22 protein-coding genes are annotated in these 25210 nt (G+C 39.6%); 9 read left to right on the forward strand and 13 right to left on the reverse strand.

The annotated features are described in order from the left end of the window. Positions 1–4: 4 nt before the first annotated feature. Genes SNE26_RS02245 through SNE26_RS02255 form a run of 3 tightly spaced genes read right to left on the reverse strand, consistent with a single transcriptional unit; the run spans position 5 to position 3626 of the window. The gene (locus SNE26_RS02245; RefSeq protein ID WP_321557753.1) at positions 5–640 is read right to left on the reverse strand and encodes a hypothetical protein; all 636 of its coding nucleotides are present in this window, start codon (positions 638–640) and stop codon (positions 5–7) included. Beyond that, complete coding sequence (locus SNE26_RS02250) at positions 637–1908, reverse strand: restriction endonuclease subunit S (RefSeq protein ID WP_321557754.1); 1272 nt, start codon at positions 1906–1908, stop codon at positions 637–639. Before SNE26_RS02250 ends, SNE26_RS02245 begins: the two co-directional genes overlap by 4 nt. Beyond that, entirely contained in the window at positions 1908–3626 is a 1719-nt protein-coding gene (locus SNE26_RS02255; protein WP_321557755.1) for a class I SAM-dependent DNA methyltransferase, read from the reverse strand. The genes SNE26_RS02250 and SNE26_RS02255 overlap by 1 nt, the downstream gene beginning before the upstream one ends. Positions 3627–3900: 274 nt before the next feature. Between SNE26_RS02255 and SNE26_RS02260 the strand changes: the two genes are divergently transcribed. Beyond that, entirely contained in the window at positions 3901–6330 is a 2430-nt protein-coding gene (locus SNE26_RS02260) for a hypothetical protein (protein WP_321557756.1), read from the forward strand. 264 nt (positions 6331–6594) lie between these two features. On the opposite strand, the gene SNE26_RS02265 is transcribed toward SNE26_RS02260, so the two are convergent. Beyond that, positions 6595–7743, reverse strand: coding sequence for a site-specific integrase (locus SNE26_RS02265; protein ID WP_321557757.1), 1149 nt, complete (start codon positions 7741–7743; stop codon positions 6595–6597). 490 nt (positions 7744–8233) lie between these two features. Between SNE26_RS02265 and SNE26_RS02270 the strand changes: the two genes are divergently transcribed. Next, positions 8234–8572, forward strand: a complete 339-nt coding sequence (locus SNE26_RS02270) for a hypothetical protein (RefSeq protein WP_321557758.1) — start codon at positions 8234–8236, stop codon at positions 8570–8572. Between the two features lie 106 nt (positions 8573–8678). Here SNE26_RS02270 and SNE26_RS02275 read toward each other — a convergent pair whose 3' ends face one another. Together SNE26_RS02275 and SNE26_RS02280 are read right to left on the reverse strand one after the other, a co-directional pair. Continuing rightward, positions 8679–9350 (reverse strand): NAD(P)H-binding protein, encoded by a 672-nt coding sequence (locus tag SNE26_RS02275; RefSeq protein WP_321557759.1) that lies wholly within the window; start codon positions 9348–9350, stop codon positions 8679–8681. Positions 9351–9361: 11 nt separating this feature from the next. Beyond that, positions 9362–9838, reverse strand: a complete 477-nt coding sequence (locus tag SNE26_RS02280; protein WP_321557760.1) for a hypothetical protein — start codon at positions 9836–9838, stop codon at positions 9362–9364. Between the two features lie 135 nt (positions 9839–9973). Between SNE26_RS02280 and SNE26_RS02285 the strand changes: the two genes are divergently transcribed. Together SNE26_RS02285 and SNE26_RS02290 are read left to right on the forward strand one after the other, a co-directional pair. Next, a complete protein-coding gene (locus SNE26_RS02285) occupies positions 9974–10600 on the forward strand; it encodes a hypothetical protein (RefSeq protein WP_321557761.1) in 627 nt (208 codons plus the stop codon). A gap of 171 nt (positions 10601–10771) precedes the next feature. Beyond that, a complete protein-coding gene (locus SNE26_RS02290; protein WP_321557762.1) occupies positions 10772–11569 on the forward strand; it encodes a carboxypeptidase-like regulatory domain-containing protein in 798 nt (265 codons plus the stop codon). A gap of 304 nt (positions 11570–11873) precedes the next feature. Here SNE26_RS02290 and SNE26_RS02295 read toward each other — a convergent pair whose 3' ends face one another. Beyond that, a complete protein-coding gene (locus SNE26_RS02295) occupies positions 11874–12101 on the reverse strand; it encodes a hypothetical protein (RefSeq protein ID WP_321557763.1) in 228 nt (75 codons plus the stop codon). Positions 12102–12395: 294 nt separating this feature from the next. On the opposite strand from SNE26_RS02295, the gene SNE26_RS02300 reads away from it, so the two are divergent. Continuing rightward, positions 12396–14543 (forward strand): alpha-L-fucosidase, encoded by a 2148-nt coding sequence (locus SNE26_RS02300; RefSeq protein ID WP_321557764.1) that lies wholly within the window; start codon positions 12396–12398, stop codon positions 14541–14543. 63 nt (positions 14544–14606) lie between these two features. On the opposite strand, the gene SNE26_RS02305 is transcribed toward SNE26_RS02300, so the two are convergent. Beyond that, positions 14607–15557, reverse strand: coding sequence for a Smr/MutS family protein (locus SNE26_RS02305; protein ID WP_321557765.1), 951 nt, complete (start codon positions 15555–15557; stop codon positions 14607–14609). Between the two features lie 154 nt (positions 15558–15711). Here SNE26_RS02305 and SNE26_RS02310 point away from each other — a divergent pair, with 154 nt between their 5' ends. Further along, positions 15712–16218: a DUF892 family protein gene (locus tag SNE26_RS02310; protein ID WP_321557766.1), complete on the forward strand. Its 507-nt coding sequence runs from the start codon at positions 15712–15714 to the stop codon at positions 16216–16218. A gap of 276 nt (positions 16219–16494) precedes the next feature. Beyond that, entirely contained in the window at positions 16495–18360 is a 1866-nt protein-coding gene (locus SNE26_RS02315; RefSeq protein ID WP_321557767.1) for a M1 family metallopeptidase, read from the forward strand. Positions 18361–18433: 73 nt separating this feature from the next. Here SNE26_RS02315 and SNE26_RS02320 read toward each other — a convergent pair whose 3' ends face one another. Continuing rightward, complete coding sequence (locus SNE26_RS02320) at positions 18434–18820, reverse strand: YtxH domain-containing protein (protein ID WP_321557768.1); 387 nt, start codon at positions 18818–18820, stop codon at positions 18434–18436. A gap of 188 nt (positions 18821–19008) precedes the next feature. Further along, positions 19009–19236 (reverse strand): cold shock domain-containing protein, encoded by a 228-nt coding sequence (locus tag SNE26_RS02325; RefSeq protein ID WP_321557769.1) that lies wholly within the window; start codon positions 19234–19236, stop codon positions 19009–19011. A gap of 490 nt (positions 19237–19726) precedes the next feature. On the opposite strand from SNE26_RS02325, the gene SNE26_RS02330 reads away from it, so the two are divergent. Together SNE26_RS02330 and SNE26_RS02335 are read left to right on the forward strand one after the other, a co-directional pair. After that, positions 19727–20380, forward strand: coding sequence for an HAD family phosphatase (locus SNE26_RS02330; RefSeq protein WP_321557770.1), 654 nt, complete (start codon positions 19727–19729; stop codon positions 20378–20380). A gap of 84 nt (positions 20381–20464) precedes the next feature. After that, positions 20465–21229, forward strand: coding sequence for a hypothetical protein (locus tag SNE26_RS02335; RefSeq protein ID WP_321557771.1), 765 nt, complete (start codon positions 20465–20467; stop codon positions 21227–21229). Between the two features lies 1 nt (position 21230). On the opposite strand, the gene lysA is transcribed toward SNE26_RS02335, so the two are convergent. The 3 genes from lysA to SNE26_RS02350 all read right to left on the reverse strand — a co-directional run bounded on the left by lysA (position 21231) and on the right by SNE26_RS02350 (position 25197). Further along, positions 21231–22400: a diaminopimelate decarboxylase gene (gene lysA / locus SNE26_RS02340; protein WP_321557772.1), complete on the reverse strand. Its 1170-nt coding sequence runs from the start codon at positions 22398–22400 to the stop codon at positions 21231–21233. A 111-nt stretch (positions 22401–22511) separates the two neighbouring features. After that, positions 22512–23822 (reverse strand): aspartate kinase, encoded by a 1311-nt coding sequence (locus SNE26_RS02345; RefSeq protein ID WP_321557773.1) that lies wholly within the window; start codon positions 23820–23822, stop codon positions 22512–22514. A gap of 241 nt (positions 23823–24063) precedes the next feature. Beyond that, positions 24064–25197, reverse strand: coding sequence for a glycosyltransferase family 2 protein (locus SNE26_RS02350; protein ID WP_321557774.1), 1134 nt, complete (start codon positions 25195–25197; stop codon positions 24064–24066). Between the last annotated feature and the right edge of the window lie 13 nt (positions 25198–25210).

Here is a 25210-nt window from a genome sequence, read left to right on the forward strand (position 1 = left end):
GGGTTTAGGAATTTGCGATAAGTTTAAGGAAATAATATTTGTTTATTTGAGTCCAGTTGAAAGTATAATCCTTTAATAAGCTAATGTTGACAGGTTTGCCGCCGATAGGTGTGGTCTTTACAACGCCTCCGATTATTGAGTAACCATGAGAAATATCGTAATCCCAATTTTTAGTTATTTTCTTTAAAGGGGATACCAAATTTTTCATGTCGGTCATAGTTAATTGAATACCTGATAAGTGACCCGCCCCTAAAGAATATTTTTCCAGTAAATGAATATCTTCATAAACGTCTTTCATAAAAAGGTCAGCACCACCACGCTTCTTACCTGACGAAGCAAGCGTTTTGTAGCATTTCATTTCGATAGGTAAATATTTAAACTCATTGTCTTTTTTCATAGAGATTAAAATGTCGACTTCTCTCCATCGTCCATCGACCGATATCCCGGTTTCAAGTTCAAGTGAAACCTTTTCGTCAGGGGCGTATATAATCAAATCAAACGCATTATTTAGGATATAGGCGAACTGCAACTGCATCGAAGCCTCTTTGTTTATATTTATTACGCCGCCACCAACTTTTGAAGTAAAGCTTATCCAACAGTCATCAATTAATCTGTAAACACGGTTGATAAGGTTAGTCATGAGAAAACATTTACTTCGTCCCTTATGTCAACCTTGCCAGTAACCACTTCTGATATTAATGCGGTTTTGTATTCTTTAAGATGTTCAACTTCTTTTTTTATCTTTTGCATTAATCTATCTATTCGGTAGCATTCTTGCGTTATAAATTCTCCAATTCTCCGCTGTTCATCATAATTAGGTACAGGTATTGACAAATTCTTAATTTTTTCGACCGCCAATCCCGGTTGCGCTGCTGATTGTGAATATTGATTCAAGTTCATTACGGTTAAAAGGTTGCCAAGCCAAATCCAATCATATTCTTTATTCAGATAACAAACAATAGCATGTTCAGATGCCCAAAATTTATTTGAGGCATAATTAATATTACCGCATAATGCACCTTGCCTACCTATGAGGATATAATCACCATCCATGTTGTATCGCTCATAATAACCTCTCAACCCATTCCCTCCATATACTGGATAAGCACCTTCCTCGGTGATAAACTCGGATGTGATTGTATCTCCACTTTTTAGATTGGCAACATATTTAATTTTTTTTACTGTCCAATGCTCGGGTATTTCTCCTAACCACTCAACCCAGCTATTTATCATTTTTGTAGTTGAGTTTAGTCCCTTAGTGACTGATTGAGTAATAGTTGTTATACGCTCTTCATTAAGAAGTTGAAGGAGTTTTTCTTTGCCACCTATTAGTTTGTCTATTAACTCTGTTTTATGATTGAGATATTGAGAAATACTATGTTGTTCAGGAATTGATGGGCAAGGGAACTTAAACTCGTTAAAAACATTTTGATATAAATGCAATATGGTTGAGCCGCTTTTATTGTGGTTAATAAAAGATGTAAAAATATCTGACTGCAAAACCCAATAGAAAAAAGATGTAATGTAATCTCCGCTAATTGGTCTTGTTACAAATACCCCACTATTTAAAGTTGCGATAGACGGGATATTTTTAACCAATGCAATTTTTCCAATAGTTCCGTCTTTGGTAATAAGCAAGTCGTTTTCCTTTAATTGGATGTAAGGGTCTTCGTCATACCTCGCTTTTGTAATTTGATAACAGGTTGTCCAATTAATTTGTCCATCATTGAAATCTGTACCGGTAACTACGTAACTGTCGCCAACTTCCAAAAATTCTTCCGACCGAAGACCTTGCCAACCAATTCTTCCTTTTACGTAGGTAGTATGCTTGACCTTTTTTAAAATCCAGTGTTGCGGAACTTCACCAATCCACTCAATTCCTGATTCTTTATAATTATACATTCCCATCAGGCAATTACTTCGTTGATTAATCCCAAAGTTTCTTGCTCCAAGGCAATTATGTCACGCCTTATATCATCCAATGACCTCAACGGCTTATATTGGTAGAAGTATTTAGTAAAGTTAATTTCGTAACCAATTTTAGTTTTAGTTTCATCCACCCATGCATCCGGTACGTGAGGTAATACCTCTTTTTTTATGTAAGCTTCTATGTTTTCTTTCAACGGGATACTTTCTGTATCTCGTAAACTACTATCTGCTTTTGGTTTGCCGTTTTTGTCGGTTTTTATATTGCCTTTGGCATCCCTTTCAGGGCGTTCAACCGTAACTTTTGAATAGCCGAAGTCCCGGTTATCAAAAATTTTACTGATTTCGGTCGGTAAAAATTCGCCATACACCTTAGTGATTTCGGTAATGTGGTCAGGGCTTAATTCGTTACGTTTATCACCAAGAGATTTACTCATTTTTTTATAAAAGTCCACGGCATTAATTAGTTGTACTTTCCCCCGGCGATTAGCTGACTTATGGTTGGATAGTATCCATATATAGGTACTTATGCCGGTATTATAAAACAATTGGTTAGGCAAGGCTATAATAGCTTCCAATAAGTCATTTTCTATTATCCACTGCCGTATGCTTGATTCATTCTTCGTTGTACTTGGACTACCCGAAAACATTGGCGAACCGTTGAATACGATAGCCAGCCGTGAGCCTTCTGGCTTCATTTTTGATATAAGCGACATCAAGAACAGGAAAGACCCATCCCCGGAGGATGGCAACCCGGCACCAAACCTGCCGCCAAATCCTTTTTCTTCATGTTCAGCTTTTACCTTTTTAGCAATCTTTTCCCACTTAACACCAAACGGCGGGTTGGTAATCAGGTAATCAAATTTTTCAGTTGATAGGTGGTCATCAGATATACTATTACCCTTTTTTATATTAACCGGGTTTTGTCCTTTAATCAACATATCCGATTTACAGATAGCGTATGATTCCGGGTTTAACTCCTGACCAAACACTTCTAAACGGGCATCCGGGTTCAACTCATTCAGGTATTCTTCGGCAACGCTTAACATACCGCCCGTCCCGGCACAGCAATCGTATATGGTTTTTACGATACCTTTTTGTGTAAGTATATCTCGGTCATTCAGGAAAAGCAGGTTAATCATTAACCGTATAACTTCACGTGGCGTAAAATGCTCACCAGCTGTCTCGTTTGAAATTTCAGCAAATTTGCGTATCAATTCTTCAAACAAGTAACCCATTTCCATGCTACTTACCTTTTTTGGGTGTAGGTCAATTTCCTGAAAACGTTTTACCACCATAAATAACAGGTTGTTGTTATCCATGCGGGTAATTTGGTTTTCAAACTCAAATTGCTCAATTATCTCACGGGCATCGGCAGAAAACCCGTTTATGTATTCGATAAGGTTGGCGGCAATGTTGTTAGGGTCAGCAACAAGTTTATCGAAAGTGAAATTGCTGCGGTTGTGAAAATTGTATCCGGCTACCTTATTTAGTATTGGGTCAATGTTCTGTATGTTCATGGTTTTAGCCTGTTCATACTTTTTAAGCACCTCAACTTTGGTGCCTTCCAGTACGCAATCTAAACGCCTCAGTACCGTTAACGGTAGTATAACCTTGCCATAGTCACTTTGCTTATAATCGCCCCGGAGAAGGTCAGCTATTGACCATATAAAATTGGCAGTTTCCTTAAAGTTCTTCATGTTATTGCAATGATAGGGCTAAGTTCTTCTAAAACTACAAATTTGAATGTATTTGAAAATAAAAGTGGCAATTTTTTTTAAATGAATTATTTTTGTAATAAGAGAAATCAGCAATAATTCCGCTGGTAAACAAATCGAAAAAATACATCTTAAAGTATTAAAAGAGAGACGACTAATCGGGAAATAGTATTACTAAGTTAAGTTCACTGAACTATTACCGCCGTCTTTCGCTTCATTGAAGCATTAAAGAGAACTTAACAACGATTTATGAATAGTGAATTTAATTTACTCCACGAGTGAAAAGACTTTTCACGTAAAACCAACCGATGACGAGATAGCAAAACTTAAATTCTCACATTGCAAAACATCGGATGAAAAACTAATTGAATGTATTGAGCGGGGACAACCATTTACCGCCCAAGTGTATGACCAAAACAAACGGCATACAAATAATTTTATAACGCAAACTATTTTTGCGCTTGACTTTGACGAGACCATCACTCTAAACGAAGCAAACGATATTTGCCGGGATTTTGGTTTGAATTACCTTTTTGGCTATTACACCTATCGGCATACGGAGACTGACCCAAGATTCCGTTTGGTATTTATTTGTGACGGTGAAGTGCGAGATTCACAACTTGCGTTAGATATTCTTCAAGCGTTCACTGTGGTTTTCAATGGTAAAAATGATATTTCATGTTTGGACTTAGCAAGGGTTTGGTCGGGAACCAACAAAAAAGTATTCCGGGGAATTCCTGATTCAACTTTTAATCCTGCTCAATTATTTGAAATAGCTAACGAACTAAAATATGCCTTAGCTGGTGGTAGAAGTAGAAAAATTTTCAATTTTAATAATATTGAAAAAACGGGAAATAATGGTTATTCATCTTTATATACTTATAGGATTACCGAGATTCCCCCTTTTTTCGTCGAACCTAAGACAGGCGGCGATTTAATTGATAATTGGAAGATGGAAGACCTATTGAAATGTAGGTTATTCAAAACTTTTTACGAAGGCGGGGGTACTCCTGATTTAGGTTCCAAACTTAACGACCGGGAATTACTATGTATGGCATCCAACTTAATAACTATTGTTGGCGGTGAGAAATTGTACAAGACCTGTTTAGACAGAAACCCCGAATATGCTAAGGTTAAGCGGTATAAAATTTCATGGTTACGCAATCAGGGAAATTATCGACCTTGCTTAATTGGCAATTACTCACCTTACAAGGAAGACCAAGATAATCCCGACCAAACGTTTGCTGAATTGCTTAGAAAACGAGGGCGTGTTGAGATTGACCCATCATATCAAGTTGATATGCTTACGCTGCCGAAAGCCGAAGCTAAGCTATTAAAGGCGAACGAGCGGATACGCACCGAAAAAGGGAACAAGGTATATTTGGTTAAAGTACCGCCGGGGCTTGGTAAAACTTCTTATTGGAGAAATCAAAAAAGTGTAGTAATCGGCTTTCCAAGCAACAAGTTGAAAGATGAACACTATACGGCATCGAACTTAGATAATGATGAAAAAGTTGTTACGCCGGAAGCATTAGTTAATTTTAGCGCACCGGTAAAAGCACACTTTAATAGGTTATATCAAACAGGTTTAGGTGAGGTAGTTAGTTTTCTGATTAAGGACTTGGCAAAGGGCTATTCAATATTTGAGAGTGGCATTGCTGATGCTAACGATATAGTTTGTGCATCGGAATATCTTGTTAAAAATAAATTAATCAGGGATGTTAATGCAGACTTAACCGTATTCACTACCCACACAAGGATGGTTTACCAATCTTTCCCGCATGATACCTATGTATTTGATGAAAATACTTTTGGTTCATTGTTTGAACAGTTGACAACTACTGTTAGTGACGTTTCGATAGTGGTAAACGAGTTAAAGCTTAGGGGATTAGATACCAGCGTATGGGAGGATGTTTTAACTATTAAAGATTCAAACATCCACGGCACCCCCAACTTTGGTGATTATCATTTCATTTTAAAGCAGATAGTCCGGGCAAATCATTTCAACAGTAACGTACTTAAATTTTTTCAATCGTCAACTTTTTCATTTCAAGAGGGGTACATACACTACCAAGTTAATCATCTGAGTAAGCTGCCAACCGATAAAAAAATAATTTTTTTAGATGCGACCGCTTCAAAAACCTTATTTGAAAAAGTATTTGGGGATAGGCTGGAAGTTATTGATATATCTAACGTTCAATTACAGGGGACTATCATACAATACACTTCCAAAAGTTGCTCTAAAAGTGGACTTAGCAAGTACCACGAAAAAATTTCAACAATGGTCGGCGATTCACCTGTTATCACATTTAACGAATATAAAAAGTACTTCAAAAATCCTGATGATACGCTACACTTTGGTAACGCTGTCGGCTCAAATAAATTAGAAGGGAAAGATTTTTGTGTAGTTGGCACGATGACTTACCCGCCGATGTATTATAAGTTTTTAGCTGATACACTAATGATTGAGTGCGATAATTTTGAAACAGAACCTTTAAAAGTAACCTATAAAGGTCGCCGATTCTCTTTCAAAACGTTCGCCAATCCTGAATTACAAAAGCTGCACTTGGAACAAGTGGAGGGAGATTCATTACAATGCGTTCACCGGGGGCGTTTGATAAGAACTAACTCAACGGTACGGCTGTTTTCAAATTTCCCGTTGTTGCAGGCTAAGTATATTTACTAAGCAGTACAAGTAAGCCCTATTGTCATTAATTAATTGCGGGCAATAGGGCATTATTGTGAAGGCTTAATTTTTTCACAAAATTTGCGTAAAAAAATTTTTACCGACTCTCAAAATTTTACAAAAACGGTCATGTTTTGAAAAAGTCAAATTCAGGGTTCGGCGGTAGATTCGATTGTCTTGGATAGTCCCAAATGGGGACCACCCGGCCCGGGCCCGCCCCGGAGAGTAACGGGATACTGTGTGGGGGGCTTTCGGGGGAGGTAATTAAACTAACTCTAATACTGGTAACACATCCTTTAATTGTTGGCTGTTCAATTCACCTAAACCCCGTAGATACTTCAACGTCACTATCATTGTTGAATGCCCTAAAAGTTGTTGTAGTATGTGAATGTCCTTAGTGCGATTATACACATCAATGGCAGCGGTATGGCGAAAAGAATAAATGGTTTGCTCTGATTGTATCAAACCATTTTTGCTCATATCAGACTTTAGGCGTGTCCATATCAGGTTAAAATAGTATTCGTTAAAAGCATGATTACTTAACGTAAATATATTTGTTTCGGGGTCTTGTACTTTCGATAATCTATTTTCAATAATAGTTTGAAGATATTTGGGGACTGATACCACCCTTACACGAGCGCTTTTATTCTCTGCACCGGATAACGAAATGGTTGAGAAATCATCATTAAAGTGCCGTTTTTTTAATAATCTGATTTCAATATGTGGGCGTAACATGCAGCTATACGATAACAAACAACACAAGTATAAGTCGGGATTTGATTTTTTAAGATAGTCCAGCAGGGGAATTAATTGTTCTTTTGTATAAATCTTGTGAAGGGCAGCTTTCGGTTTTAAGCGTGGAGTATTTAGAATCAAATTAACCGTGATGTATTTTTTCCTTTCAAATTCGGCAAAGAATAATCCCAACATCCTACGGATATTCATGTAGTTGGTCGCAGACGATTTGAACTGATTGAGAAAGGTCTCAATTCTGCTAAGCTTTAGTGATTGAAGTGGACTACATTTTTCTTCTGTACTTAAAAATGCTAAAAACTGCTTTACGATGGATTTTATGTTTCTCTTATACTTATCGGATAAAGGGCTGGATAGCTTTGTTGCTTCAACTTCTAAAAATAGTTGTTCAAGAGATGGTATTGGTTCTGCATTAATTTCAATAATTGGCTCATCAACTATTAAAGGATTCCAGCCTGTTTCCAGTGACTTTTTAAATTCAAATAACAATTGCCTTAGCAACCTGTCTTTCTCCTTTATAGATGATGCGTAGTTTGGATAAATCTTAATTTTCAAACGGTTACCGTTGTACTCCCTGAATCTTTTTCCATTAAAGTGAAAAGAGATGTGAGAACGATAAGATAAGTTGGGTTTAGTAACAATTTTTGGCTCAGTGTACATTGATTTGGCGCATTAAGTGGCGCACTTGTACCCGAATAAGAAAAAAACCGCCTCAGTTAGCTCATTTAGACGTTGAGCAACAGATTTCTAATCTGTAGGTCTTTGGTTCGAATCCAAATGGGATCACTATTATATAGCCTCTTAGTTTATCTAAGGGGCTTTTTTGTTGCGTTTATCGCCTTTTTCTCCAGCAGGTACAGTTTTTCATTCTGTTAGTTGAGATTCTGTCAGTGGTTTGGGTTTACTTTCTGTTTCGTGTTTTATCTGTTTAGGTTACTTATTGGCACACTTTCGGCATCCTTTATTTAAGTCCCGGCCATTTATCATGTCCTGTGCCATCGCCGCACGCTTTATCTTGTATGTTTTGCGGATATTAGCTAAAGCCAGTCATTGAAATGTTTTATCTCGCCATTGTTTATCTCCCGGAGAATAAATAGCTTTGTTACACCACGAAATTCAGGCAAAACAAAATCAATATCCTAATCTTATCATGTCAGAAAACATCCAAACTACTACAGCAGTTGATATCAACGAAATGTATCAATACGCCACCAATCTTTTCGTCGGCGGACAAAATTCCTACGAAGTAAAAACGGCATTAATGACACGGGGCCTCGACGAAGGAAACGCTGATTATATTGTTCAGCAGCTTGATCAACAGATTAATAACGCGCATAAAGAACGGGCAAAAAAAGATATGCTTTACGGCGCGTTGTGGTGTGTCGGCGGCCTCGTATTAACACTTGCACATATTGGTTTCATATTTTGGGGTGCAATAGTTTTTGGTGGAATCCAGTTTTTCAGGGGAGTTATAGCTTATAACAGGTAAGGAAAATATCCTAATCTATTGAATATATGAGCCGGGCATCATGTTCATTCAGTCTTTGTGTCGCAATAGCACCCATTTTTTTCTGCTTCATTGGCGGGATTTAGTGTTAGTATCCAATTTCAACTGTTGCCTGGTAAGTATCCTGGTTAGCAATGTTATTGATGATAAAGTGCGCAACATCGGCTCTCGATATTTTAAGGCAGTTTTTAAGAAATGCATTAATAGCTATGCGATATTTGCCACTAACAGCCTGGTTAGTAAGCTGCGGCGGGCGAATGATAGTCCAGCTAATGTTATTGCTTTTTACCAGGATCTCCATTTTATGCAAATCGGCGTACATGTGTTTCAGTAGTTTTTGAACTACATATTTTTCAATAAGTCTGATATAAAATGGCAGTACGGGGCTTATTTCAATTGCACTGGCCGAGATCAGGAACATGCGTTTTATACCTTTTTGCTCCATCGCTTTTAAAATATGGGCATTACCTTGCGAATACAAAGTTGTGGGTTTATCTGATCCGAAGCCACCGGCCACGCCTATTGCCGAAATTACAGCATCCTGGTTTTCAAAATGATTTTCAAAGGTGCCGGGTTGCATAACATCCCCGCTTACTTTTTTAAGGTTGGGGTGTTCGGTTGTCAGTTTGGCTGGGTTTCGCAATATTGCTGTAACTATATGCCCGGCTTGTAGAGCTTGTTCAACGCATTGCCTGCCGATACCGCCGTTTGCGCCTACAATTATCAATTTATAAATTGTTGTGTTTTGTGGATTTTTCATTTTTTTGGCGATTAGCTAAATTTAAAAACGCTTAAAAAAACTATGCTGAAAAATAACACCAGTTGCACTGCAAAAAAGATATTGAGGTTCGTCTTGATCCGGTCAACCTGTTCTGTTAAGCGGGCGCTGTCTTTATTAATAATCGTTCGCAACTTTTCGCCTTGCCTCCTGCCAAAAAATATCCCGTTCAGTATCAGCATAACAACAATCCCTATTTTTATTCTGAACCATAACTGCTCGCCAAACACGCCATGGGTTAAGGCCATCATACCAATACCCGTTATAACCAGCAAAGCGGCACCTATACCAATCAGTCTTGACGACTTAGACGTACCCGTTAGTATGCCTTTTAACTTTTCTGTGTCTTCATCAAAATGCTTCCAAAAGGTTTTAAATATTGTAAAATCAACAATGGTAGTACCAGCCATTATGGTTAGCCCTGTTAGGTGCAGTATTAATAGTGTCGGTAAAAAGATTGATGTATTCATTTGTTGTGGTAATTAAATTTTTATTTGAATTATATACCATATGGTAGTAATGTTATGCAATAATATACCAAAAGGAAGTAAATAGCAAATATTGAATGCGTTTTTTTTAAATTTGATACCAAAAGGAAGTAACAAGTGAATAAAACAGTTGAATTGGTTAAACTTTGGGGCGATTATGAAGAGCAAAACCCCGGTTGTACTCTGGATGATTTTTTTCGGCATCAGCTAACGGCGAAGGCAAAAGATGAAAAGAAAGCGATACCCGACTGGCAACTAAGGCCGGGAATTAATGGCAAGCTCATGATTTTAATAAGACGGATAGGGAAGTACCATATGGTATATTCAAACAAAGCGCTTGAAGGTACGGGGCTTGATCAGATAGAAGAGTTTGGTATATTGGTTACCATCTTTAACCAGGTTAACCCTATAAAATCTGAGGCTATCTATAATAATATCATCGAGCTATCGAGCGGTACCAATATGCTGAACAGGCTCAAAAAACGTGAACTTATAACCGAGTATGAAGACATAGATGATAAACGTATTAAGCGTTTGAAATTAACCGCGAGGGGAGAGGATGCCCTGGGTAAGGCCAAGGTGCGTGTACTTGAAGTTGCGCGAATGATGGTAAATGTGCTAAGTGATGAAGATAAGCAATTGTGCTTTCAACTGCTTAATCCGGTGAGTGAAAAATTCGACGGTACCTTTCAAAAGTTTAAGAATAAAAGCTTTGACGAAATTTTTGAGTTTATGATGCGATAATTATTGGTACTACTTTGTTTGGTGAGGGATAATGTTGGTTGTTTTTGTGCATTATTAGTCAACATCCGGATTCATTATCCGGGTTAGTGTTAATATTTGTTAAAAGCGTACAGGTTAATAATTTATGTGTTATATTTAGATAACCTACTTTACCTGTTAACTGAACCCGTCATGAAAACATTGAAACTTACCTTTGCAGTAATATTGATGCTCTTGTCAGTAAATCTGTTTGCTCAGCGTGTTAAAGGAATTGTGATTGATAAAGCTACTTATTTGCCGGTTACAAATGCATTTATAAGCACACCGACGTCAAAAAATATAAGCAGTGCAGAAGGGAAATTCGTGTTGGCCAAGGTAAAACCCGGCGATACTTTGAGGATTACCAGTATAGGCTACAAGCCTTTTAGACTTATAATAAGTTTTTTAAAATATGATACTTTAAGATGTTACATTGAGCCCGATGCAACCGTTTTAAGGGAAGTTAAGATCAGGGGCAGGCGCAACGCCAGGGCTGATTCTTTGCGGAACAGGAGGGAGTTTGCCTCTGCTTTTGCCTATCGCGGTTCAACCATAAAAGATGCCTTTATAGCACATCCATATGATCTTGATATTAATAAACCCAGCAATCATATAAATGCAGATAAAAGTACTGCCACTATTTTAAGCATCAACCTGCTTTCGGTACTTGATATGCTTGGTAAAAACAAGGCTCCTCAATCAAAGTTGCAAAAGGTTTTACTGAAAGATGAGGAAGGTGAGTATGTCGACAGGTTTTTTTCGCCAGAGAAAGTAAGTTCAATAACCAACCTCAAAGGCGATTCGCTTCAAAACTTTATGAACGAATATCACCCTGATATTAAAAAGGTTAAAAAGATGAGCGACTATGATATGGTGAGCTACATTAAAAAAAGCTATACCGAGTACCTCAAATCGGGCAGTAAACAAACAACTCCACTTTTTGTAAGGTGAATGGGCTGGTACTGTTAAAAGTATTTTTCAATTACCAGGTACTTTTTGTTGCAGCTATAACAAAAATACCTTTTAACCGGTAGCCAAAATGTCAATAGTTTTAACAGTACCGGCCTATGGATCCGTTGGCCAGTATTAGTTTGACATTTTGGACAAAATGTATAACTGTGCCTTTTTTTTGAAGGTTCATTTTCAGTATTTACAATATGCATAACATGAATACAATTAAACCCATTGTATCCTCATAAGCAGGCTTTGTTGATTAAATACCCAAAACTAAAATATTCCTTTTATGGAATAGCTTTTATGAGGCTTTACTTTTATATGGTGTGCCTGTAAGCACCGGCGATTTTTTGTTAAACCTATTCCATTCATCAATATTTACTATACCGGGAGCAGTTGCATAATGCTTTTTATTTGTTGGGCAGGTAACCACAAAACCTTTACGGGTTTGATCAATTACAGGACGTGCACCACACGCTTTGCAAGGCTCACAATGGATATTGGGTTGAATTTGGATAGACTCGGACATTACGTTTTTTAAAGGTTAAATGACCCCCCTGCTATTGGGCAAGAGAATTTTTATCATTATGAATTAGGGTTTGGGTTGCGTTGCTACAAAGATGCAAATAATATTTTTATTAAAAAAATGCAATTTGAGAAGTAGATTTCACAATTATGTAACATGTTTATTAGTAAAAGTGTAAAATTGGGTTGTTTTGTGTGCATAATTGTGCAACTGTTAGTTTACAACAGGCAATTTTAAACTGTGACTTTTTTGTTTATTAACTACTTTTTTACACTTTGGGATATTGAATCTATCGCCATGAAGAAAATTATATGTCCGCTGTTATTGTTATTAGTTTGCACTCATTTCGCATTTGCTCAGCCATCCTCATCTTCTGTAAGGCAATGGCAGGACCAGAAGTTTTCCATGTTTATCCATTTCGGTGGTATTTATTCAGTTTTGGGTGGTGTTTGGGATGGAAAGCCCGTTACCCGGGGTTTAAGCGAGCAGATCCAGGCCCATGCCGGTATTTACAGTGATACTTACGCCAACCTGGCCAAAAACTTTAACCCGGTAAACTGGAGTGCTGATAGTATTGCCCTGCTGGCCAAAGCGGCAGGGATGCGCTCTGTTGTACTCACTTCAAAACATCACGACGGATTTTGCATGTTTAAAACAGCAACTACCGATTTTAATGTGGTGGACGCTACTCCATTTAAACGTGATGTAGTAAGAGAAATGTCAGAAGCCTGTAAAAGGCATGGTTTAAGGTTTGGTTTGTATTTTTCGCTGATAGACTGGCATTATCCGCAGGCATCACCAATATCAAGTCATAATTCTGATTATATAACACCCGAACATCATGAGTATAACAAAAAACAGGTAACCGAGTTGCTGTCAAACTATGGTACTATATCTGAGCTTTGGTTTGATATGGGGTCGCAAAGTCCTGAACAAAGCAAGGAACTTTATCAACTGGTACACCGCCTGCAGCCCGACTGCATGGTGAGCAGCCGTTTGGGTAATGATCAGGGCGATTTTGCCGTTATGGGCGATAATCAGTATCCGGATTATTCCATTGGGGTGCCCTGGCAGTCGCCCGCCTCCTTTTTTGACGAAACCTGGGGCTACAGGTCATGGCAAAAGCGCGGCAGCGAGGACGAAAAGTATAAAGAAAAACTGGGAAGCCTGATCCGCGTGATTAGCAGGGGAGGCAATTACCTGCTCAATATCGGGCCTAAAGGCGATGGCTCAGTGGTTGGTTTTGAAAGGGATGTTTTATTGAAGATAGGCACCTGGCTCTCTAAAAATGCTGAAGCTGTTTATGGAACAAACGCCGATCCATTTTTTACCGCATTTAACTGGGGTAATATAACCAGTAAACCCAATAAGCTTTATCTTTTTGTAACCTCGGTACCGGCCGACGGCCTGATCACCTTGCCCGGTCTGGAAGGCAAGATCAGTAAGGTTTCTGTCTTGGGCGAACAACAATCTCTTAACTTTAAGCAAGTAACTGATGCCGCCGTGATAACCTTACCCGCAGATTTTGACGGTGAAAGGCAAATAAAAGTTATAGTTGTTGACATTGCCGAAGGTTATAAAGTGCAACCTGTTCATATCCTGAGCAGTAGTTATGACCATATAAAACTGAACGAGCATAATGCCTATAATTACTATAGTTCATCAGGAATTGATTACAACAGCAATTACCAAAGCACGGTAAAGCAAGGCTGGACAATTAAGCCCAAACACAACGGAAAGTACCTGCCTACCATACAATTTACCGATGAAGAAAAAGGCAGCATTGTTGACCTAACTGTAAACAATGTAACCACCACGCTCAAGCTCGACAGCGATAGGAGGATGAAGTATAAACCTGATACGGCTAAAATAAAATGGGGCCCATTATATATAACCGGCCCATACTCCGCAGGCTTAGGAGGCTTAAACGGCAGCGCCGGTAAAATTGACATAAGCAAACCATATACAAATGAAACTGATAAACCATGGCAACGTATGGATAGTTACAGAAACGGTAAGCTTATTGATTTGCCGGCAGGTATGGATAATGCTTACTACATTTTGCAAAACATCAACGCAGGCAAGGATCTGATTTATGCGCAGGTTAAAATAACCAGTGGTGATGGCATCATCGTATTGCTGAATGGTGAGCAGCTACTGATCAATAATAATCCGGGTAAGGCTGCCTATGTAAGCCATGTTATAAGTTTGATACTGATGCCTGGCAATAACCAGTTACTGATAAAAGTATTCAACAACTTTAAAAAGAATATCCCTTTTGCGCTCACACACAGCATTCCGCAAAATATCTATACAAAAGATCTTGAACCTTTAATGTTTGAGGCCAATAAGCTTTACCCGGTGAGTTTAAAACTACATGATCCGGCATCACCGCATCAAACTTTAAAGCTGCCTAACCTTGAAATTTGGTTTTCGAAAAAATAGGAACCAGGAAATCAGCCTTACGAAGTTCCCAAACCTTCGTAAGGCTGACACTATCGTAAATTGTTACTTCAGCAACACCTTAGTAGCGCCGTAACCAAATTTTTCTTTACGTGCATCCATAAAGGTTTGTACTTTTTTATGCCTTCCCAATTGTTTGTGCAACTCATTACGCAGTGTGCCGTTACCTGCGCCGTGTATAAAAGTAATATCGGGTAATTGATGAACAATAGCTGCATCCAGCGCTTTGTGAAAATGGGCCAGCTGAATTTCCATAATCTCGGCGTTGTTTAAAAACTGGTAATCGTCCCGCAGTTTTTCTATATGCAGGTCGACTTCGCTAACCGGCTTTTCAATCACTATTTTTTCGGTAGGGCTTTCAAAAAAGCTTTCCTTCAGTTTTTGAGCATCAATAACCAGCTCAGGCTCGTCGAGCCTGATGAGCCAGCCAGCCTGGTTAAGCAGTGGAATGTTCTTTTTAGTGGTCGAAAAATCCTTAGCCTTAAATTTTTCATGTAGAGCCAACGGCGCCGGTGGTTCAACGTTTTGTTTGGTACTGAATAAAACGCTGAAAATAAACTTTGGCCAAACCTGCAGATCGGCCAGTTGGGCGGAGTAAATATTTTCGGTTGATTTAGGAGCTATGATCCCTGCAAATTCACCTTTAAATACCTGTTGCTTATCAGTTGTTAAAGTAGCCAGTAGTTGAAATGATGTTTCATTGATTAAATGAAAATGTACAACAGAGCTTGCCCTGGCGTCAGTAACCACACCTATATAAACGCCGTTTTTTACAAATTCACCTGGTGTTACAGGCTTTTCATCCGTTGTGCTGCTGCTTTTTATTGTCCCTGCCGGTTGGTAACCATGAACGTAAGTTACTTTGCTGGCAAGTACCGGAATCTCAAAATCGTCGTCGCCGGTAACGCCTATCATTTGCTCATCGATAATCCGGGTAACAAAACCTTCCATTTTTTCATCAACAAACCGAACAAAATCGCCTAATTTATATTTCATAGTAGTATGTTATTACTGTGCAAAGTTAATTTATCCGGGCACATCTGTGCCGACAATAAAACTTACTTATTTTTTAAGGCAAGTTTGATAGATGACTATATGATCCACCGTTTTAACAGCATCATCTTTAATTACATACTTTAATTTTTATGTCATGAGCAGTAATACCCCTAAAACATTGGATGCCGTTTTATTGAAACAAGTCTTTGTCCACAACCTGAACAGAATTTATTTTGGTAAATGTTACCTTGACAAACACCTCAAACACTTGAAAAGCCTTGCCTCATTTATGGCATTGCAACAAGCTATACAGGAGTTTTGGGATGATATCAAAAAGCAGATACGCCGGATGGATGAGATTTATGTTTTGATCAATGAAACCCCGTCTGATAAAAACTGTAACCCCATAAAGTCCATTGTTAAAGATGAGTTTTGCCTTGACGAAGGACAGACTATCCCCGTATTACTGGATATGGATATTATGATGTATCTGCAATTGCTTGAGCATATTAATATAACATCATGCCATATGCTTATAATGGTTGCCAGGCAGCTTAATTACACCGATGCTCAACAATTGCTTACCGAATGTAAGGATGAATCAATTGACAATGATGAGCTTTTCACGCTCATTTCCAAAGAATATATTGTTGCTGATTGAAAAGGGAAATAAGAAAGCCATCCGCACAGCGCAGATGGCTTAAATGTTAGTTATTTAATACCCCTATTAAAATAACTGGTAACAAAGTAAAAAAAAATATATCCGATAGCACAAAATATTTATTCATAAATAAACTTTGTGACAGCTTTGTTACAAAATGCACATCAGTACAACGATTTATCAGCTAACTTTTTGTTTTAAATTTCATGATTAATGCTTCCTGCATATCGTTATTTAGTCCAATTGATTTAAATTGGCGACTGAAATTTAAGACGTATGATCAAACCCATTATTTTATCTGCTTTATCCTGTATTGTTTTTGTACAGGTTAAGGCTCAAACCTTGTATATGCCCCGCGATATACAAAAAGCATTTAAAAACGAAACCCGTTCGCCTGATGGCCGTCCCGGTAAAAAGTACTGGCAAAATTATGGACGCTATAATATCAGTATTACGGCTGTGCCCCAAAATCGAACTGTAAAAGGTACCGAGCAGATCACTTATGTAAATAACAGCCCGGATACTTTAAAAAGGCTTAACATGAAGCTCATTCTGAACATTCATAAACCGGGTGCCGCCCGTTTTGGCGATGCCGGAGCTGATTATCTTACACCGGGCATTCAGTTTGATAATTTTTTGATTAATGGCGAAGCAAAAAAAATGGTTTCCAATTCAACAAATCACTTGGTGGGTTTAAGTAAGCCGTTGATGCCGCATGATTCGGTTAAGCTTGATATTGGCTGGCATTTTGAAATTTCAAAAGAAAGTGGCCGCGAAGGTATGATTGATTCCACTACCTGTTACCTGGCCTATTTTTATCCGCGGGTATCAGTTTATGACGATTACAATGGCTGGGACAGGCTGCCTTTTTTGGACGCCCAGGAATTTTACAACGACTTTAACGATTATACCCTGCACGTTACCGCGCCTAAAAACTACGTAGTTTGGGCCACAGGTACCCTGCAAAACCCTGATGAAGTACTCCAGCCCGAATATGCGAAACGGCTGAAAGCTTCGTTCACCAGTGATTCAACTATCAACGTGGCATCGGCCGCCGAGGTTGCCGCTCATAAAGTAACGGCTCAAAAGGAGATGAACACCTGGACCTGGACCGCTAACGATATCAGCGATATGGCTGTAGGTATCAGCGATCATTATGTATGGGATGCCGCCAGCGTTGTGGTTGATGATGCAACAAACCGCCGCGCCAGTATGCAGGCAGCTTTTTTAGATAGCTCGGAAGATTTTCACCATGCGGTACAAAACGGCCGTAATTCATTAAGTTGGTTGTCGCACAACTGGCCCGGAGTGCCTTATCCATTTCCTAAGATGACCTCGTTCCAGGGCTTTGCAGATATGGAATATCCTATGATGGTTAATGACAGCCATACCAATGACGTCCGGTTTTCGCAATTTGTGCAGGATCATGAGATAGCGCATACCTACTTCCCTTTTTACATGGGTATAAACGAAAGCCGTTATGCCTTTATGGACGAAGGCTGGGCAACCACTTTTGAATTGTTGATAGGAACATCAGAAATAGGCAAAGAAAAAGCCGAAGCATTATACAAAAATTTCCGTGTTGACAGGTGGATCCATGATGCCTCAACCGCCGAAGACCAGCCGGTTATTACACCGTCGAGCGAATTGAGGGGCGGTTACGGCAATAACTCATATGGCAAACCATCATTAAGTTATTTTGCCCTGAAAGATATGCTGGGCGACCAACTATTCAAAAAAGCCTTACATGGATATATGGACCGCTGGCATGGTAAACACCCAATACCATGGGATTATTTTAATTCTATGAGCAATATCACAGGTAAAAACCTCGATTGGTTCTTCAATAACTGGTTCTTCACCAATTATTATATTGACCTGTCTTTAAAGAGTGTTACAAAAGCAGCAGGCGGCTACACCGCAACTATTAAAAACATAGGCGGTTTCGTAGTTCCGTTTGATATAAAGATTACTTATGCAGACGGCTCGGCTGGAAGCATTCACCAAACCCCTGCTGTTTGGGAAAAAAATCAAAAGCAAATTGCAATAGATATTAAAACCACTAAGGCCATTAAATCAGTTACTTTAGATGGCGGCATATTTATGGATGCGGATGAAAGTAACAATACATGGAATAAATAATAAAAAAAGTGCCTATAAATAATAAAACCCTGCTAACTGGCAGGGTTTTATTATTTTATAATAGTACTAAATATTATGCGTTCTGTACAGAATTGTTCCAATCGTTGGCAGTTGCTTTGGCTTTTGATTTTGCTTCATCGGCAGCATCACTTGCATTGCCTGCGATATCATCGGCTTTTGATTTAACAGCATCAACAGCTTTATCTTTAGCATCCCAAAGGTCGCTAACAGTTCCGCTAAACTTGGTTTTAGCTTTGTCAATTACACTATTGCTGTAATCTTTGATATCTCCGGCTGTTGTTTGCGCTTTAGTTTTGGCGGTATCAACCAGGTCATTTATATAATCTGCAATATCGCCTCTTAATTCTGTTCCTTTTTCAGGAGCTAACAATAAACCCAAAGCCGCGCCCGCCGCTGCACCTACCAATAGTGCTGCTATAATTTTTGCTTGATCTTTCATGTTCTTTTCTTTGTTTTATGTGTAGTCGATTTATGATATTACAGGATAAACAACAACAATGCCAGTTTTTATTTGAAAGTAACATTCAAATATTAAGCCGGTGTACGCGATAGGTTAACAAAAAAATAAGGCAAAAAAAAGGCACTCAAGAAATTGAGTGCCTGGTAGGCTTAATGATTATATTATACTTATATAACTTTTACATTTACCGCGTTAAGACCTTTACGGCCGTTTTCAACTTCGTATTCAACGGTGTCGTTTTCACGAACTTCGTCAATAAGGCCTGTTGAATGAACAAAGATTTCAGGACCACCATTGCTTGGTACTATAAATCCGAAACCTTTTGTTTCATTAAAAAATTTTACTGTTCCTTGATTTTGCATTATTTTATTTATTAATGCTGCCAAGATAGCCATAATTTACCGTAATTAAGCAATACCCAAAAGGTAATTTAGGTTCAATTCAAACAGATGGAACAGTGTTTACCTGTTAAGTGATTGATGGTTAGGTTACTATTGCCAAATAGCCTTCCTGTATAGTCTCTTCCGGATCTTTCACTATTCCCCGTGTCTTTCATTTCGTTCGTTAACGATATGCTCTATTGTATTAACGTAACCAAATCAATATTTTTCCATCCGCAGGAGGTCTGATATATCAGGTAGTAATGCTACCGGCTCTCCGCAATTCGTTCGATTGTATGATAGCTATATGTTTAAGAGTCTCCTTTTGAATACTGATTTGTTCCTCGTTCCTTTTGCGTGTAGTAGTTTACCAGGCTGCTGTTAAAAACTAATCGCCAATGTGTTTAAAGAATATGTGACCTAACCCGGCCTTTAATTTTTTAAAGGATTAAGTTTGCAAAAAAACCGTGATTGGTTTTATCCTCATAAAATTGAAAATTACTACATGAAGGCCTTTATATTCGACCTCAACGGCACTATGATCAATGACATGCCCTATCATACCAAAGCATGGCAATATCTTTTAAATACCGACCTTGGCGGTAGCTTTACCTGGGATGAAGTAAAACCACAGATGTACGGCAAAAATCAGGAAGTACTGGTACGTATGTTTGGCCCCAACCGCTTTACTACCGAAGAAATGGACAGGCTTTCTTACCTTAAAGAACAGCGCTACCAGGATGAGTTTTTGCCCCACCTGGCACTTTTACCCGGTTTGCATGAGTTCTTGGAAAACGCTTATCAAAAGAGTGTCCCCATGGCTATAGGCTCGGCGGCAATTCCTTTTAATATTGATTTTGTACTGGATAACCTTAACATCAGGCATTATTTTAAAGCAATAGTAAGTGCCGATGATGTAGTACTAAGTAAACCCCATCCCGAAACATTTTTAAAAGCTGCTAAATTGCTGAACACCTTACCTACAGACTGTATTGTGTTTGAGGATGTACCCAAAGGCGCCGAAGCTGCCGCCAATGCAGGCATGAAAGCTGTTGTACTTACTACAACACACCAGCAGGATGAGTTTGAAGCTTTGCAAAATGTAATTCATTTTGCCAATGATTTTACGGATAGCTTTATTAAGGGCCTGGTGCAATAATTAGTAGGGTTTGTTATTTTATTGTTTGTTTTAACGTATTATTGTTCAGGATCCTATTTGTAAACCTGATCTGAACCTTTTACGATGAAACTTAAATTCAGCCTGCTTTTGCTCCTGGCCGGTATGATCATCAGCTCATGCAGTGATCATATTTATGCGCCGGCCATGCACCATAGCGATATTGCTTATCTGCCTAAACCGGTATCTGCTGATGCTGTTAAATCGGCAAATTATATTTCGGGGGCATTAGTAGTTGATGAAAGCCCCAATTACTCGGACGAGTTGGTTAGTGCACAGCTTAATTTTAGCCGCGCACATGTGTTTGATCATTTCAACCTGGCTTATGGTGCTTTTGGTACATTAGGAAATTATCATAATAGCGAATTGGAGCCGCAAGACCCCAACTATTTTAAAAATAAGTTCTTTGGAGCGGCAGGAGGGAGGTTATCGGGTAACTTTTTTGTGAGCAGCGGGCATATCGATTTTCGCTTTATTGGCTTTGAAGCCGCTTACAGTCATGAATTTGGCGATTATCTTGACTTTAGGAAAGCTGTTACCAACAAACCAGGTTTTTACACCGACTCACGCGCCGATCTGCTTACGTTAGGCGGTACAACCGAGGTTATATTTCATACCAATAAAGTTACCAACCAGTTTGGATTCCGGCTTTTTTGGGGAGGTACATTCGGTAACGACAACGTATACCGAAACAAAAACAGCGATTACGTTTACAGGGCTTACAATCCTGGTTTTGTAACCGCTGCTTATTTTATGCAGATCAAAAACTATATAGCCATTGTTGAAGCCGGTAACTATGTACAGTTAAGGCTTGGCTACAGATTTAGATAGCTTATTCAGAATAAACGCTGCCAACCCTGTCGCGCAGGTTGTAGCCTGAAGCCATTACCTCGCCATAAGCGCCCGCTGTACGCACAGCTATCAGATCACCGCGGAATGACTCGGGCAGGCTTACGTCCTTCTGAAAACAATCCGTGCTTTCGCATATCGGCCCAACAACATCATACTTTAAACTTTCGGATTTTCCTGCTTCCGGACTTTCCGACTTCCGACTTAAATTTTCTATCTGGTGATAAGCCTGGTAAAGCATCGGGCGGATCAGCTCGGTCATACCGGCATCCAGGATCAGGAAGTTCTTTTTCTGCCCGTTTTTAACATACAATACGCGCGATATAAGTGAAGCACTTTGGGCCACCAGTGCACGGCCAAGCTCAAAGTGAACTTCTTGCCCCGGCTTAACGTTCAGGAAGTTTTTAAACACCTGGAAGTAGGCTTCAAAATCGGCTATATTGTTGTCCGGAGCATAGTAATCAACCCCGAGGCCTCCTCCGGTATTAAGCACTTTTATCGGGAAGCCGCGGTCCTCAAACCAATCCTGCATTTCATTAATGCGGGTACATAGATTTTTGTAAACTTCCAGGTCGGTAATTTGTGAGCCGATATGGAAGTGGATCCCTAAAAATTGCAGGTTATTACATTTGCGTAAAGCAGCAGCAACATCAGGCAATTGCCAGGTATTGATGCCGAATTTATTTTCATCAAGTCCGGTGGTGATGAAATGATGGGTATGCGCATCCACGTTTGGGTTGATACGGATAGCTACACCTGCTTTCTTATTTTTTGCTTTTGCAAGGCCATCGATAATAAAAAGCTCCTGGATGGATTCGACATTGAAGCAGAAGATATCAGCATCAAGGGCCAGGTTTATTTCACGGTCAGACTTACCTACACCGGCAAATACAACTTTGCCTTTATCAAAGCCATGCTCAATGGCCGCCTTTACCTCGCCACCGCTCACGCAATCGGCGCCAAAGCCATAGGTTTGTATGGTATCAATAACCTTTGGGTTAAAGTTGGCCTTCATGGCGTAATGCACATGGAAGCCATGCTTTGCAGATGCATCGCGGCAGGCACTCAGGGTGTTTTTAAGCACCTCAAGATCGTAGTAATAAAACGGGGTATCCAGGCCGTTGAATTTATCTATAGTTTTACTTGTGAACATTGTAATATATTTTACCTCACCCAACCCTCTCCAAAGGAGAAGGCTATTTAATGAGATTAATTTAATGTGTTTTATAAAGTCCTCTCCTTTGGAGAGGATTTAGGTGAGGTTTTAAAACAGCCTGTTATGTAAGCTCCTTAAAGTTTCAACCTTATCCTCGGTTTTCACCAGTAATGACAGGTTATGATCGCTGCCGCCGTATGATATCATCCTTAACGGAATATGCTTAACGGCTTCCAGTACCCGGGCTGCATAGCCATGTTTTTCGGCTCCAAAATCACCTACCACACAAATGATGGTATGGTTCACATCTATCTCAACCGAACCGTATGCGTTCAGCTCTTTGGTGATATCACCCAAATAGGTAGTGTCATCGATAGTTACCGAAACCGCTACTTCTGAAGTGGTGATCATATCGATAGATGTTTTATAGCGTTCAAACACTTCAAACACCTTACGCAGGAAGCCATGAGCTAAAAGCATCCTGCTCGATTGGATCTTGATAGCGGTGATGGCATCTTTGGCGGCGATGGATTTGATCTTGTCCTTTTCGCTGGTGATGGTGATCAGGGTACCTTTTGCCTGCGGATCCATGGTATTCAATAAACGAACAGGGATCTTATATTTTTGAGCAGGGAACACACTTTGAGGGTGCAGGATCTTGGCGCCAAAGTAAGCCAGCTCGGCAGCCTCATCAAATGACAGCTGGGCAATAGGCTGTGTGCCCTTTACAATCCGCGGATCGTTATTATGCATGCCGTCGATATCTGTCCAGATCTGTACCTCTTCGCTGCGGATGCCGGCACCAATCAATGAAGCGGTATAATCGCTGCCGCCGCGGCGCAGGTTATCTATCTCTCCATAGGCATTGCGGCAAATATAGCCCTGGGTAATAAACAGGTTCACCTCGGGGTGCTTATCAAGCAGCGGGAGCAGGTTTTCGGTAATATGATCAACAATGGGCTCATTGTCCTCATCTATCTTCATAAAATCCAAAGCAGGCAGCAATACTGAGGGTATGCCTATCTCCTTTAAATAAACGTGATAGAGGGTAGTTGAAAGCAGTTCGCCCTGCGCAACAATGATCTTATCTTCAATATGGGTGAAAAGATCATTGGCCAGGTTGCTGAGCAACGAAAAATGGTAGTCGATAACCTCTTTGCCCTGGGCTAAAAACTCGGGCTTCACAAACAATTCCTTAATAAAAAGTTCGTACTTATCCTTCAGGATAGTAATAAGCTGTACCGCCTTCTTCTTATCACCGGCGAGGTATGCTTGTCCAATTTCTACAAGGCTGTTTGTTGTGCCTGACACTGCCGATAGTACCACTACCTGGCGCTCGGCCGGATTAATGATATCAAGCAGTGCTTTCATCCGGGCGGGGCTACCTACTGATGTCCCACCAAATTTTAAAACTTTCATTTTTATGTTGCTGTTAACCGTATATGATCGGTGTTCCCGAACATCAGTTTGCTGATATTCAAGCACCAATATTTGAGGCGCTAAAAATAGTGTTTTAAAACGCTTTAATGTAATGTGATTGGAATTTAAATTTGACGGGCTATATCATCCCTGAGTTTTGAAATCCGTGGTATTCTGAATTGTAAATAACAGCCCTGCGTGGCATTCCGGGTAAGATGTCGGGATCTTAATAAACCCAATTTTATTCCCTTCCCTTCAACATATCAAGTGAGTAAAAGCTGTCCCGCCAGTAAATGCCGCCCTGTACAACGGTTATTATTGATGCTTTTAAAAAATGCCAGGCTAAGAAGAATCCCGAAAAGGGGATCATGAATGCATACCACCACTTATTTGGGGGCACCATCATCATATAAACAATATGGAATACCAGCATAATAGCAGCCATGATGCGGATAACTGTAGTGCCGAAAACAAACATCAACGGCATGGGCAAAGCTACAGTTAATAACATATTCAGCACGTTAACGATGGCTTGCGTAAGATTATAATTGGCTACAGCAAATGCGTTTTTCTGAAGACCGCGTCCTAACTCACCCAGGTTTTTGTACCATTCTAAACAAACGTAGCCCTTGCCAACTAATACATCCTGCCGCAAGCCTTCCTTTTTTATTATATGGCCCATTTGCAGGTCGTCATCCGGGCGTAGTTTGATGCGCACGTGGGTGCCCATTTTTTCATAGGCTGTACGCCTTACCAAATTGAAAGCTCCAATGCTCGATGATGCTTTTGATTTTGGATTTTTAGCCTCCCATGGTTTCATGTGGGCCATAAGCATAATGCCGAAAGTAGCAAACACACTGTTTAAAATAGCTGACCGCGATTTCAGCTCGGGTAGCATGGTTAAATGATCAAGCTGCTGCTTAACTGCATAACCAACGGCTTTATTAATAGCATCAGGGTGGAAAACGATGTCGGCATCGGCAAAAAGCATCCATTCTTCGGTGCTGCCAAGGTAGCCCTGGTACAAGGCATTATTTTTACCAAGCCATCCATCAGGCAAGGTGCTGATAGTGGTAACCTGGAGTTGTGGATATTGGGAAGTAAAGCCCTGTAATATTTCGGCGGTACGATCGGTTGAGCGATCGTTTACCACAATAATCCGGTAGTTGGTATAGTTGATACGACAAACACTTTGCAGTGCTTTTTCCAGATCTTCTTCCTCGTTGCGTACTGCTATAATGATGGCAAGTGGCGGGGGATTAGCCATTAGAGGCTGCTGGCTTACCTGTTTAATTTGTTTGAGACCGTTGAGCAGATAAAAGTTTAGCGCCAAAGTCATTACAAACAGTATTACGCTGTACCAGAATAGTATCATGATAAATAGGTTT

The organism is Mucilaginibacter sp. cycad4 (genome assembly GCF_034263275.1).
Classification (GTDB): domain Bacteria; phylum Bacteroidota; class Bacteroidia; order Sphingobacteriales; family Sphingobacteriaceae; genus Mucilaginibacter.